10 protein-coding genes are annotated in these 13728 nt (G+C 34.8%); 6 read left to right on the top strand and 4 right to left on the bottom strand.

Annotated features, from left to right (window positions below; translation table 11 throughout):
• Positions 1-6 precede the first annotated feature (6 nt).
• The 3 genes from rpmG to ftsY all read left to right on the top strand — a co-directional run bounded on the left by rpmG (position 7) and on the right by ftsY (position 1514).
• Entirely contained in the window at positions 7-189 is a 183-nt protein-coding gene (rpmG, locus tag ACXR6G_RS00210) for a 50S ribosomal protein L33 (protein WP_458359376.1), read from the top strand.
• A 9-nt stretch (positions 190-198) separates the two neighbouring features.
• Positions 199-351 carry a DUF4295 domain-containing protein gene (locus ACXR6G_RS00205; RefSeq protein ID WP_125032073.1) on the top strand — a complete coding sequence of 51 codons (153 nt, stop codon included), beginning with the start codon at positions 199-201 and terminating at the stop codon, positions 349-351.
• 212 nt (positions 352-563) lie between these two features.
• Positions 564-1514 (top strand): signal recognition particle-docking protein FtsY, encoded by a 951-nt coding sequence (ftsY, locus tag ACXR6G_RS00200; RefSeq protein ID WP_458359375.1) that lies wholly within the window; start codon positions 564-566, stop codon positions 1512-1514.
• A 212-nt stretch (positions 1515-1726) separates the two neighbouring features.
• Here the strand turns inward: ftsY and ACXR6G_RS00195 are convergent, their stop codons facing one another.
• Positions 1727-3121 carry a hypothetical protein gene (locus tag ACXR6G_RS00195; RefSeq protein WP_458359374.1) on the bottom strand — a complete coding sequence of 465 codons (1395 nt, stop codon included), beginning with the start codon at positions 3119-3121 and terminating at the stop codon, positions 1727-1729.
• Between the two features lie 701 nt (positions 3122-3822).
• On the opposite strand from ACXR6G_RS00195, the gene ACXR6G_RS00190 reads away from it, so the two are divergent.
• Together ACXR6G_RS00190 and rimO are read left to right on the top strand one after the other, a co-directional pair.
• A complete protein-coding gene (locus ACXR6G_RS00190) occupies positions 3823-6063 on the top strand; it encodes a tetratricopeptide repeat protein (protein ID WP_458359373.1) in 2241 nt (746 codons plus the stop codon).
• 133 nt (positions 6064-6196) lie between these two features.
• Positions 6197-7498: a 30S ribosomal protein S12 methylthiotransferase RimO gene (gene rimO, locus ACXR6G_RS00185; protein ID WP_458359372.1), complete on the top strand. Its 1302-nt coding sequence runs from the start codon at positions 6197-6199 to the stop codon at positions 7496-7498.
• Positions 7499-8027: 529 nt separating this feature from the next.
• Here rimO and ACXR6G_RS00180 read toward each other — a convergent pair.
• The 3 genes from ACXR6G_RS00180 to ACXR6G_RS00170 form a co-directional block, all read right to left on the bottom strand.
• Positions 8028-9275, bottom strand: coding sequence for a glutamate-5-semialdehyde dehydrogenase (locus tag ACXR6G_RS00180; protein ID WP_458359371.1), 1248 nt, complete (start codon positions 9273-9275; stop codon positions 8028-8030).
• 66 nt (positions 9276-9341) lie between these two features.
• Complete coding sequence (proB, locus tag ACXR6G_RS00175; RefSeq protein ID WP_458359370.1) at positions 9342-10412, bottom strand: glutamate 5-kinase; 1071 nt, start codon at positions 10410-10412, stop codon at positions 9342-9344.
• A 614-nt stretch (positions 10413-11026) separates the two neighbouring features.
• Positions 11027-11329 (bottom strand): Dabb family protein, encoded by a 303-nt coding sequence (locus ACXR6G_RS00170; RefSeq protein WP_458359369.1) that lies wholly within the window; start codon positions 11327-11329, stop codon positions 11027-11029.
• Positions 11330-11645: 316 nt separating this feature from the next.
• Here ACXR6G_RS00170 and ACXR6G_RS00165 point away from each other — a divergent pair, with 316 nt between their 5' ends.
• Positions 11646-13682 (top strand): M3 family metallopeptidase, encoded by a 2037-nt coding sequence (locus ACXR6G_RS00165; protein WP_458359368.1) that lies wholly within the window; start codon positions 11646-11648, stop codon positions 13680-13682.
• The last annotated feature ends 46 nt before the right edge of the window (positions 13683-13728 follow it).

Here is a 13728-nt window from a genome sequence, read left to right as displayed (position 1 = left end):
TATAAGATGGCTAAAAAAGGTAATAGAGTACAAGTGATTCTTGAGTGTACTGAGCATAAAGATAGTGGAATGCCTGGAACTTCAAGATACATTTCTACTAAGAACAAAAAGAATACTCCTGATCGTATGGAGTTGAAGAAGTATAATAGAATTTTGAAAAAAGTTACTCTTCACAGAGAAATTAAATAATATTAAGTTATGGCTAAGAAAGTAGTAGCATCCCTACAAAAAGGTGAAGGTCGTGGTTACGCAAAAGTAATCAAGATGGTTAAGTCGCCTAAGACAGGAGCATATTCTTTTAAAGAAGAGATCGTTCCTAACGCTAATGTTAAAGATTTCTTTGCTAAATAGTAAAGAGTTTCTATATCGATTTAAAGCTCCTCAATCTTGAGGAGCTTTTTTTATGCCTTTTTCTTTGTTATTATAGGCTTAATAAGGAGTTCAGTTAAGTTTAGTTTTGATTATAAGCCTAAATGATGACTGCTATCAAATAAAAAATTAATTATAAATCCAAAGCAGTATATTTTTTTGTAATTTAGCCGACCTAAACTGTATTATATACTATGGGATTATTTGGCATTTTTTCAAAATCGAAAAAAGAAAATCTAGATAAAGGACTTGCAAAGACTAAGGATAGCGTATTTAAAAAGTTATCCAGAGCTGTAGTCGGAAAATCGAAAGTTGATGAAGAGGTATTGGATGAATTAGAAGAAATTCTAATTTCGTCTGATGTGGGAGTTGATACAACTGTTCGAATCATTGATAGAATTGAAAAACGCGTTGAAGAAGATAAATTTCTAGGTACATCAGAGTTGAATCGTATTCTTAAAGAAGAGATTTCTTCTCTTTTGCAAGAGAACAGTCAAGGTGACTATGAGGCTTGGCAATTACCAAAATCAGATCACCCTTATGTGATTATGGTTGTTGGTGTTAATGGTGTTGGTAAAACAACGACTATTGGTAAGTTGGCTCATCAATTTAAACAATCAGGACGCAAAGTGATGTTAGGTGCTGCTGATACTTTTCGTGCAGCAGCTGTAGAACAGTTACATATTTGGGCAGATAGAGTTCAGGTTCCTATTGTAGATCAAGGCATGGGAGCTGATCCAGCTTCGGTTGCATTTGAAACACTTACAAAAGCTAAGAGAGATGGTATTGATGTGGTAATTATCGATACAGCAGGACGATTGCACAATAAGATCAACTTGATGAATGAGTTGAGTAAGATAAAACGTGTCATGGATCGTGTGATTCCTGAAGCTCCACATGAGATTCTTTTGGTTTTAGATGGATCTACAGGACAGAATGCTTTTGAGCAAGCTAAGCAATTCACTTTGGCTACCGATGTAAATGCTTTAGCCATTACCAAACTGGATGGTACTGCCAAAGGTGGTGTTGTTATTGGTGTTTCCGATCAATTTAAAATTCCTGTAAAGTATATTGGAATTGGTGAGGCCATGACGGATTTGCAGGTTTTCAACCGGGACGAATTTGTTGATTCTCTATTTAGTTAAGCAGATGGATTCAGATTAGTAATTACTTATAATTACTGGCGTATTTTAAACCAAAATTATAAAGGATTTCGTATAATTAATTGAAAAGAATTATATGTGTTTTAAATAACTTTGATTTAAGATTTCATATAAAAACTTAAAACGAAAGGCAGTTGGTAAAAATCTACCAACTGCCTTTTTTTTTAGTTTGTTATTTAGCTTACCCCGAAAGCCTATTCATATATTTTAATCAGTTTTTCTTTGAATTCTTTCATTAACTTGCTCGTTTCATTATAATTAGCAGTTGATTCAAGTTTTCCCTTTGAGACAGGAACAATCTTTTTCTTTTGCAGTAGTTTTTTATCCGATTTCCAAATAATTTGTTCATTACCCACTACTTCTTTTCGTTTTTGCACATCGCTAATGTTTCCCGATTTGCTGATAGAGCTAATGGTTTCACCCGTTTTAGTATTGCGCAAATTTATGCTTATGACATAATCGCAACTTGAGCTTAGTTCGTAAGTGTTTATCTCAGAGGTTAAAATGCTATAGTCATTGGTTTTCATCTTTTTCTTTTCAGAAATTATGAGTCCATAAGCTACACGCTCAAAAGTTGAAGGTCCTTTTACGGATACATTTGTAATCTTTTTCTTGTCGCTAGTTTCGTACTGTACTAAAGCTTCACGGGTTTCGGTATTTACCTTTTTCTCTGCCTGCACTTTATAGTTCGAGAACTTTGCATCGATATATGCAGCTGCCTTATATCCATCCTTCAGCAAATCGGCTTTGCTAGAGTCAAATTCTCGTTTGTATAATGAATTCTTTCCATCAATAAATATCTGATTTTCAACATCCCAATCGCGAACAGCTCCCAAGTCGGGCATATATATATGTATTTCTGTTTCTTGTCCAAGCTTTTTAAATAACTTATATCTTTTGTTGTTTTCAGCCTCAGGACAATAGCCTCTAGTTTCGTTCAGTATAAGCGATGCTCTGTATTTATCTAAACGCTTACCACTATTAATCAAACTGTTTGCTTTATTCATAGCCTCCTTAGCAATATATTGCTTGTAGTCGTTATAATCTTTTATAAACTCCCCGCACTTGTCAAACTGATCGCAAGCCTTTTTTACGATTTTTATATCGTTTGACTTAAATAAGTCTTTCCCTTTATTGTAATGATCTTCAGCTGCATTTTTCTTACTTGCTTCGAACTCTTTGCTATATTCTTTTATCTCGAATTTTAGTTCTACTTGTTTCTTGTTGTATAGGGTAGGCATTTTAGCAAGTGAAGCATACATATCAACCAAATCGGAATAAATATCAACCAATTTATCGTTTACAAATTCACCTCCAGTACTTTTTGCGGTAGATTCGATTTTTGATTCCGATTTCAGTGACTTTTTATAATATTTACTAACAAAATTCACAATAGTTTTGTTCGTCGGCTCCAAGACTGCAGCTTGTGCTCCATAATTTACAGCCTCGTAATAATTTTTTTCACTTTTGGCATTTTTAGCTTTACGATACAGTGCTTTAAATTCTTTTGAACTTTTTGTTTTAGCACTTAAATTGATATTGCTTGCACCTAAACTAATTAGTAAGCACAAGATGATTCTTAGAAACATAATTTTAGTTTTAATTTTTATATTATTGCTGTCTACAGAGTTATGCTTTTTGTAGGTTTTACAAATAACTCGTTTCAAGTAAATTTTAATAGTTCTAATCTGATTTAGGTGACTAAACACCTGAAGCGGTTAACTTGGTATAATCAACAACTTTCAGGGACTCTCTACAATCATTTTTCTTTTTCATACTTACGAATTTGAATTTATTACTATTGGGTTTAATAATTTCTTCTCTCAGAATCCAATTTGGGCTGATAGGCGATTAATTATGTGTTGACATTTGTTGAAATAATATAATACAGGGATGATTTTTCGCGTTTACAAAATGGATGACTTCGTGTTTATTTTACTGGGTTTTCATTTATGGTGATAATATGTCTTGATTGATCAAAATTGATTGATTGAAATCAATGATTAATTCATTTATATTATGTTAATGTGTGGTTTTTGTTTTTTTCTTTGAGTTTTAAGCCCAAATATTTCATTAGCTAAATAATGATTTTTAAGCTTTAAAAGCTATTCTTTACGATAGACAAAGGAATAGACAAAATGATGTATGATCTCTAAGTGTCACGTTATGAAAGGAGTGTGATATGATGTTGTATTTTGGTTTTGTAGTTGCGTGCTATTGTAATATATAATGATTATGTTTGCAGTTTTGGGAATATTAGCTGATTATTGACAAATAGAAAGTGCTTATTATGACTAGGATTATTTTTTTATGTATATATATGCTTTTAGCTTCCACAGTTTCAAAAGCCAATCTCCAAACGGACTCTTTAACTCTGGTATCCAAAAATCAAAAGGGCGAGAAATTATTAAGTACAATGCTTAAGCTCACCGAAGAATTCTCATACGAATCGGATGGTGATACGACAATTTATTATGCAAAAAAAACGTTTGTTTTAGCCAAGAAATATAAGGATACATATGCCTTGGTTTCTTCTCAACTTTTTATTTCAGCTGGATACTTTTCCAAAAAGGAATATGAACAGTCACGTGAGGTAGTTTTATCGGCTTTGAATATGGCAAGTATTAAAAATTATCCGAAAAGGCATGTGATGTTATTGTATATGATTGCGCGTTGCTATCAAAAAGAACTGAAGTACGAACAGGCAATTGACTGGTATAAAAAAATGTATGAAGTTTCTTCGAAATTGGCCATTGAAGCATCGAGCGACAATCAGGCTAGAGCCTATTGCAAGGGAGGTTTGCAACAACTGTCCTATACCTATTATTATGCAGGCAAATCTGATGAAGGCATTTCTTATTTTAAATCAATAGAAAAGAAGGCCAAGACTTTACCTAAGGATGTGGAACGAAGTGTTTATTCTAATACTTCATTTCTCATGTTGCAAGGGCAAGATTATCAGGCGGCTGAGAAATATCTACTGGGCGCCTTGGCTATTAGTGAAAAAGAGGGGAGTCTTGATGATAAGTACCAGGACAATGCCTATTTGGGCTCCAATTATGAAAACAGTAAAAGAAGTCTCCTTGCAATAAAATATTTTCGTAAGGCATTGGAAATTGCCCAAGAGCAAAAGTCAGATCTGAAAATAGCCTGGATTATGATGAGCCTATCCAAATCTTATGAATCAATTGGTAACTTAAAGGATTGTTTCGGAATGAGGTTTGGGAGTATGAAACTTTATAAGAAAATAAATGATTCTATTGGAATGGCATATGTGCATAACCAGATTGGAAGCTTGTTTTCCAGGTGGCATAATTTTAAGGATGCTGAATTACATCTTAAAACTGCAGAAGGAATATATACACGCCAACATAGAGTAGATAATATGGGAGCAGCTCATATTAACTTAGCCAGCTTGTATGCCAAACAGAAAAAATATGATTTACTTCAATATCATGTCGATGAAGTTGAAAAAATTATCAATAAGACGCACAGTAATCACCAAACATCCCAATTTTATTATTGGAAAGGAATACTTGCCTTGGAGAAAGACAATGATGTTAAAGCAGCAATCGACTGGTTTAACAAGATTGGTGCCATGCTTCATAAATATCAGTACAATGGTGTGCTTGTCTTGGGTAACTTCAGTCTTGCAAAAGCTTATATGCGTTTGGGTGATGAAAATAAGGCATTGGCTTGTAGTGTGAAGGCTTATGCCTTTATGGAGTCGTTAAAGGATGTTTATCAGAAAAAACTGATAGCTGAGCAATTGTCAGGTATATATGACAATAAGCAACAGTCAGACAGTGCTTTTAAGTACCTAAAAGTATCGAAGTATATTAATGATAAGATTTTTAAACAAGAAAATACAATTGCTCTTTATCAAAATGAAAGAGATTTTAGGCTGTCGGAAGCCAAAGATGAAAAACAAGCTCTACTTAAAGAGAAAAAAAACTTATTTCAAGTGCTTCATAAGAATCGATTGGGTTTTATTATAGCTGCAACAATTGCTTTCTTGTTGGTTTTATCAATTTATCTTTATAGGAATATTCGTTTTAAGAGAGTGATTGAAGTGAAAGAGGAAGAAAAGAACCAAGTTGCAAATCGTTTTGTGGAAAGTGAGACAAAGTTAAGTGATGCTCAAAATGAAATAAGTGATCAGAATCTGATTATTAATAAATTGAATGAAGATCTTCGCAGTAAGATGGATGAAAATGGTGTGACTGTGTCGGATGATATTGGTGTTTTGCTTAATTCCAATTTGGCTACTGATGATGAGTGGGCGAGTTTTCTGAAAACCTTTAATAAGGTGCTGCCAGGCTTCTTTTATAATATGAGGATTAAATACCCAAAGCTAACACAGAATGAAGAACGAATATTTGCCCTTTTAAAACTGAACTTAAGCACTCAAGATATGTCTCAAATATTGGCAGTTTCCAAGGCAAGTGTAAATACAGCTCGCTACCGCTTGCGAAAAAAACTAGGATTAAGTCAAGATGAAAAGCTTGAAGATATCGTAAATATGTTTTAATTCGCTGAGAGCAAATAATTGCTGATCAAATATTTGTTTAGATATCTAAAATTTATCTTATTTTTGTGCGCTAAAATAGAGCTGAGTAAGAATTGCTTACTTAGTATTTATTCAAATCTGATAATAATTAATCATGAGCCAAAATAAAATCAATATAATTAGTCTTGGTTGTTCTAAAAACTTGGTAGATACTGAACTTCTGATGAAGCAGTTGGATGCGAACCAATTTGAGGTGAGCTGTGACGAAGACAATAGCGATGCCCGAACTGTTATTATTAATACTTGCGGATTTATCGGTGATGCTAAGGAAGAATCTATTGATATGATTTTGCAGTTTGCAGATGCTAAGAAAGAAGGCCTTATCGATACACTTTTTGTGATGGGTTGTCTGTCGGAGCGTTACCGCGACGAATTGGCTATCGAAATGCCTGAAGTTGATAAGTTTTTCGGCAAATTTGAATGGAAATCGATCGTAAAAGAGCTTCATAAAGAGTACAAACCCGATTTCTCGAACATGAGAATGATTACAACACCTAAGCACTTCGCTTATTTGAAAATTTCAGAAGGTTGTAATCGTGGCTGTTCATATTGTGCTATTCCTATTATTACAGGAAAACATATTTCTCGACCCGTCGAAGAAATTGTTGAAGAAGCTACTAATTTGGCTGCTTTAGGAGTTAAAGAATTTTTAGTGATTGCTCAAGATTTATCATACTATGGTCACGATTTGTATGGCAAATCGATGTTGGCAGAACTTATAGAGAAGCTTTCAGAGGTTAAAGGTTTGGAGTGGATTAAGTTGCACTATGCTTACCCAACTCAATTCCCTTATGATATTCTTAAGGTGATGCGCGAAAACCCGAAGGTTTGTCGCTATTTGGATATTGCCCTTCAGCATTCGAGCGATAATGTGCTTGGTTTGATGCGTCGTGGTATCAATCGTGAGAAAACTGTTGAGCTGATTAATAGAATTAGAGAAGAGGTTCCAGGTATTACTTTGCGTACCACCATGTTGGTTGGACATCCAGGTGAGACAGAGGCTGATATGGAAGACTTAAAAGCCTTTGTTAAAGAAATGAAATTTGAGCGTTTAGGTGTTTTTCCGTATTCAAACGAGGAGGATACTTATGCAGCTATTAATTATATCGACGATATTCCTCAGGAAGTTAAAGAGGCTCGTAAGGACGAGATTATGGAGCTTCAGCAAGAAATATCTCGTGAATCTAATCAGTCTCGAATAGGGGAGAAAATGAAAGTCATCATCGATCGTAAAGATGAAGACTTTTATTACGGACGTACAGAATTTGATTCTTATGAAGTTGATCCTGAAGTTTTAATTTCTAGCCAAAATTTCAATCTCAATATTGGACAGATGTGTGATGTTGAAGTAACTGATGTAGAAGATTACGATTTGTTCGCCATTGTAGTGGACTAAAAAGCAAATACTGCTAGTATTACACTTGCTGATAGCGATTGTAAGACAGATATACAACTCCAATTGGGTTTCTTGTAAGAAACTCGATTGGAGTTTTTTTATTTTCACCATTCAGAAGCTTAAGGTTTTTTGAAACTGATTAAAGGGAATATAAAAGTTGATAAGGGGAATGCGTTAATTGACAAAAGGAATACGTAAAACTACTGTTGGAGGATGTGAAATATTTAGGGGAATGCAGAAATTCATCGGGGGAATGTGAAAGTTGACTAAGGGAATGCGTAAAACTATATGGGGAGTGCATAAAACGTCTAATAGAATGTATGAAATGAACTTTTCAATCGAATTTTAAAACCATATTTTCATGCAATAACCCTAAATATAGGCATTCGATACGAGTTGGTATTTTAATTGAGAATGGGATTTTCCTCAATTTACCTATTTGATATGATTCTAATTGTAGCTACTCTTATTCAAACAAAAAAAATAAACGCTCAATCTTATACCGGATTGAGCGTTTTCTAAAATTTGCTTATTCTCTAGTTTGACCATCGCTAGATACCAACCATTTGTATGAGCATAACTCCTGTAATCCCATAGGTCCACGTGCATGTAATTTTTGAGTACTAATGCCAATCTCAGCACCTAAACCAAATTGTGCTCCATCTGTAAAAGCAGTTGACGTATTTGAATACACCACAGCTGCATCAACGGCCGTAAAAAACCTCTTGATGCTATCCTTATTCTCACTAACGATTGCTTCGCTGTGTTTTGAACTGTATTGATGAATATGATCCAGAGCAGCTTGAAAACTGTCAACCGTTTTGATAGACAGCTTGTGACTTAGAAATTCTGTTCCAAATGAATCCTCATTAGCTAAATGAAGCAGATTGGCTGAGTATTCACCTTTAATTTCATTGTAGGCTCTTTCATCAGCATAAATTTGAACTTCTTTACTTTCTAATGTCCTTATTAGTTCAGGTAAATCGGACAATCTATCCTGGTGTACAATCAAGCAATCGAGAGCATTACAAACACTAACGCGTCGTGTTTTTGCATTAAATACGATTTGTTTCCCTTTTTCAATGTCACCGTCTTTGTCGAAATAGGTATGTACAATGCCTGCTCCGGTTTCTATTACAGGAACTGTAGAATTATTTCTTACCGAATTAATCAGGTTTTGTGAACCTCTTGGAATCAATACATCAACATAATCTTCTGCATGCATCAAGTCTATAGCTGCCTGTCGGTCAGAAGGCAAAAGCTGAATGATATCGGAATTAAGCCCCGATTGTTCGAGAGAATCTCTTATGATTTGAACAAGACATTGGTTTGATTTTTCAGCATCTGATCCTCCTTTTAAAATGCAGGTATTGCCAGATTTAAGGCATAGTGCAAATACATCGATCGTAACATTTGGTCTCGCTTCATAAATAACACCAACTGTTCCCAGTGGCACACTTACTTTTTCTAAGTCAAGACCATTGTCCAGCGTTTTTCTATCGAGAACCTTAACTAAAGGAGAAGCTTGGTCAACTATGTTTTCGATATCAGAAGCCATACTCTCAATTCGATTATCATCCAAAAGAAGGCGATCGTAATTGGGATGACTTGGATCCATTTTATCTAAATCTTTTTGGTTTTCAGAAATGATAAGATCACTCGATAACCTTAAATTATTAGCCAATGAAAGAAGCGCTTTGTTAATTTGTATGTTTTCAAGAAAAGCCATTTCTCTGGTTACTTTCTTTATTTTTTCTAATTGTCTTCTAATATTCATCTTGATATTCTTTAATAATTTATTTGAAAATTATTTCGCATCAATATTTAAATGGAAAGTTATACTCTAATATAGGAATAGGTAATCGTAATGCACCAATGGTTTTACTCCAATTTTACCCATATAGCTTTCTCCCTTTAACTTGCCATATTGCGCTTTGCCTAAGCCAATTGTTTTACCTCTTGAGTTGATGATTTTAACGATATCACCTTTTTCAAAAACGCCCTGCATAGCTACAATTCCAATTGGTAGCAGGCTACTTGCCTTCTGTGAGAGCAGTGCTTCTTCAGCACCTTGATTAATCATGATTCTTGCTTTCTCGAAACCATCAGAACCGGCTAGCCATTGTTTTACGTTAGATGATTTTCGACTAGGTATGAATTGAGTATGTTCGATTTTTTCAGGGCAATTGATCAGATTAGTAATAATGTTATTTTCCGTTCCATTGGCAATATGAACCGGAATGCCAGACTTGGCAATTCTTCCAGCAATATTACATTTGGTAAGCATGCCACCTCTTCCAAAATTTGATTTTTTTGTCGTAATGAACTTTTTCAACTGGTTAATATCTCCATTGATTGTTTGAATAAGAGTGGATGAAGCTCTATTAGGATCGCCATTATAAATACCATTGATATTGCTTAAAATATACAAGCCATCAACGTTCATCATCGATGCGATTAAACCTGATAATTCATCGTTATCGGTAAACATGAGTGCCGTTACCGAAACAGTATCATTTTCGTTTATAATTGGTAGTATGTTGTTCGATAATAAGGAGTTTAAGCAATTTTTTATATTTAAATAATGCTCTCGTGTACTGAAATCCTGTTTCGCTACTAATACTTGAGCACATTGGATATCATACTTTGAAAGAAATTTGGAGTAGATATTTAACAGCTCTACTTGCCCAATCGATGCCCAAACTTGACGAGCAGAGACTGTATCCGTTTTATCGCTCAATTTTATTTTGCTACGGCCAATTGCCACGGCTCCCGAGGAGACTAAAAGACATTCGTAGCCCTGTTTTCGTAATTCAGAAATCTGATAAACGATATTTTCAATTCTTTTTTTATCAAGTTCGCCATTGTTCTTAGTTAGAACATTAGATCCTATTTTAATGCAAATTCTTTTCATATGTTTTTAGGGTATAAGCACCAATATGGTACGTCGATAACTTATGGCGACCGCATACATTTATGGTGGTAGAAATGCAGGATGCCAAAAAGGATACAACAATTATTATCGGCGACAGTAAATTGTGATTTACTGTCGTGTGATAAATACGTGTTGCACAATAAATGGGCTAGTTCTGAACAAGCTCTAATATTAGTTAATGTGTGGGAAATATTATCTTACCCAAGGGGATTATGAAGGGCAAAAAGAGGCATTAATAAGCAAGATGTATTAAATTTTAATACATCTTTATTCGTCTTATCGATAAGAGTTTTGAATCTTTTCATAACAATATCTGTTGGTATAAGGCTAAGCGCTTAAATAATCGACATTAAATATAGTAATTTTTCTGAGACCGAGTTTTCTGCTTGAAATTTAATCAAATAAAACCTCGTGGCTTGCCACGGGGTTTTATTATTGTCTCCCCTGAATTAAAGTGGAGATGTCAGTCGGATGACTGATAGAGGGTTGAAATAAGGAAAATTTGTTTTTCAACTTTTAAGTTGAAAAAAGGTTGACGAAATGCTCCTTGGCTTGCCAAGGGGATAGTCAGCTTTAAGAATTTTTTTTTTAAATTAAAAAGTGTAATCTATCACTTTTCTATCCATCATCATTTCCTTTAAGACTGATAAGGCTTTAAGATGTTCAGGATGGTTTGCATAATCCGATAGATTTTCGAGCTTTTCGATCACTACATTAACAATGAAATCAAAGGATGCTTCAGACTTAAGCTCGTCAAATCCGATTTGCAGGAATTTGATTTCGGGAACTTTTTTATCAAGTCCATCAAAGGCTTTTCTTAGTCTTTCGTAATATTTTTCCTTTTCTTCTTCAGACTCAAAAGCCTTAAACTTAAACATGGCTATATGCTTGATCATTGCGGTGTTTTTTATAAATGAGTAATTCTACCGCCTAATATAGGCGTTTTTAAGGAATTATTCTCTCATTCTATGACTATAGATAAGCTGATACTGACATGTTATATGACTATATCTTGAATAATTTAAATAGTTCCAAATTATTATTAAATAGGTAAGCAAAACAGAATAGGTGAATAAAAGTTAAATAAGTGAGATTGAAATTGTCCACTCTAATTTTGGGTCACTAAGAATCAGATAATTCTTATATTTGTTATTCTTTGAGAATTGGATCTAATAACTTATTCTCAATATACATCCTAAAAGAAATAGAATCATGACTAAAAATATAAATCCTTTATTGAGCAAGTTCAGCACGGCTCATCATACAGCACCATTCAGTCAAATAAAGATGGAGCATTACATGCCTGCTTTTCTTGAAGGAATAAAGCTAGCCAAAGAGGAGATTGAGCTTATTGCCCATAATAGTGAAGATGCGAGTTTTGAAAATACCATAGAAGCGATGGACTATATAGGAGAACTGCTTGATCAAGTGTCTTCTGTGTTTTTCAATTTGAATCATGCTGATACCAGTGATGAGATGCAAGCTTTAGCTAGAGAAGTGTCGCCATTATTAAGTGAATTCTCCAATGATATTGTAATGAATGAGCCTCTTTTTGCAAGAGTAAAATTGGTTCATGATAATAAACAAGCTTTGGACTTATCTGCTGAACAAGCTATGCTTTTGGATAAGCGTTATAAATCCTTTGTACGTTCCGGTGCTAATTTGGTAGGAGATAAAAAGGCTAGAATAAGAGAGATTTCTAAGGAGCTTTCTCAACTAACCCTTCAGTTTGGTGAAAACGTATTGGCTGCAACTAATAATTTTGAGTTAAATATTACAGATGAAAAGGAGCTAGCAGGTTTGCCTGATGGTGTAATGGAAGCGGCCGCTTCTATTGCAAAAGCTAAGGATAAGCAAGGTTGGGTATTTACCCTCCAATTCCCTTCTTATGTACCTTTTATGCAGTATGCCGATAATCGTGAACTGCGCGAAAAAATGTTTAAAGTGTATACGTCTCGTTGTTTTAATGACGAATTTGATAATCAGGTAATCATTAAAAAAATTGTAGCCTTACGTTTGGAGAAAGTGCAACTTTTTGATTATCCAAGCTATGCACAATTCGTATTAGAGGAGCGCATGGCAGAGAATCCTGATAAAGTTATCGGTTTCCTTAACGAATTGCTTGAAGCGTCGATGCCTAAAGCTAAAGAAGAGTTTGCTGAGCTTCAGGTTTATGCAAAAAGGATAGGTGCTGACTTTGAATTGCAACGCTGGGATTGGGCTTATTATGCTGAGAAATTGAAAACAGAAAAGTATCAGGTTAATGATGAACTAACACGTCCTTACTTCGAGTTGGAACGTGTTAAGCAAGGCATTTTCGATTTGGCTACTGAATTGTATGGCTTGAGTTTTAAGCTAAACACTGAGATTGATAAGTACCATGAGGAAGTTGATGTTTACGAAGTTTTTGATAAAAAAGGCGATTTTCTTTCAATTTTTTATGCAGATTTCCATCCTCGCGATAGCAAACAAGGTGGTGCCTGGATGACTTCTTACAGTGAGCAATTTCTGCAATCGGGTAAAGATCATCGCCCACATATTTCTATTGTATGTAATTTCACACGTCCAACTGAAACCAAGCCTTCATTATTAAGTTTTGGTGAGGTCACAACTTTCTTGCACGAGTTTGGCCATGCTTTGCATGGTATGCTATCACAATGTTCGTATCCAAGTTTATCAGGCACTAGCGTTTACCGCGATTTTGTTGAATTGCCATCTCAGTTCATGGAAAACTATGCATTCGAAAAGCAATGGCTGGATAAGGTTGCTAAACACTACGAAACAGGAGCAAAGATACCTGCTGATTTGGTTCAGAAGATTATTGACAGTGGTAATTTCCATTCAGGATATGCCTTTATTCGTCAAATCAGTTTTGGCTTGAACGATATGGCTTGGCATTCTATTGAAAAACCAATTGAAGGAACGGTAGCTGAATTTGAAACAGGAGCTATGCAGGCTACTGAGCTTTTCCCAAGACTGGAAACATCGTGTATGAGTCCTGCATTCTCTCATATTTTTGCAGGAGGATATGCAGCAGGTTACTATGGCTATAAATGGGCTGAGGTACTAGATGCCGATGCTTTTGATGCCTTTAAACAAAATGGAATATATGATAGTGAAACAGCTGATTCATTTAGAATGAATGTCCTTGAAAAAGGAGGAAGTGAACATCCAATGGTTCTTTACAAACGCTTTCGTGGTCAGGAGCCATCTATCGCACCATTATTGAAGCGTAGTGGATTGAATTAAGTTGCTATTATTAAAGATTTTCGACCTCAGTTCTTCAACTGGGGTC

This window comes from Ancylomarina sp. YFZ004 (genome assembly GCF_054254355.1).
The sequence above is the reverse complement of the archived record's forward strand: the minus strand, read 5'-3'. Positions and strand labels throughout refer to the sequence as shown.

Coding starts and splice junctions, on each gene's coding strand:
- rpmG (WP_458359376.1), top strand. CDS start 7: ATGGCTAAAAAAGGTAATAGAGTACAAGTGATTCTTGAGTGTACTGAG.
- ACXR6G_RS00205 (WP_125032073.1), top strand. CDS start 199: ATGGCTAAGAAAGTAGTAGCATCCCTACAAAAAGGTGAAGGTCGTGGT.
- ftsY (WP_458359375.1), top strand. CDS start 564: ATGGGATTATTTGGCATTTTTTCAAAATCGAAAAAAGAAAATCTAGAT.
- ACXR6G_RS00195 (WP_458359374.1), bottom strand. CDS start 3,121: ATGTTTCTAAGAATCATCTTGTGCTTACTAATTAGTTTAGGTGCAAGC.
- ACXR6G_RS00190 (WP_458359373.1), top strand. CDS start 3,823: ATGACTAGGATTATTTTTTTATGTATATATATGCTTTTAGCTTCCACA.
- rimO (WP_458359372.1), top strand. CDS start 6,197: ATGAGCCAAAATAAAATCAATATAATTAGTCTTGGTTGTTCTAAAAAC.
- ACXR6G_RS00180 (WP_458359371.1), bottom strand. CDS start 9,275: ATGAATATTAGAAGACAATTAGAAAAAATAAAGAAAGTAACCAGAGAA.
- proB (WP_458359370.1), bottom strand. CDS start 10,412: ATGAAAAGAATTTGCATTAAAATAGGATCTAATGTTCTAACTAAGAAC.
- ACXR6G_RS00170 (WP_458359369.1), bottom strand. CDS start 11,329: ATGATCAAGCATATAGCCATGTTTAAGTTTAAGGCTTTTGAGTCTGAA.
- ACXR6G_RS00165 (WP_458359368.1), top strand. CDS start 11,646: ATGACTAAAAATATAAATCCTTTATTGAGCAAGTTCAGCACGGCTCAT.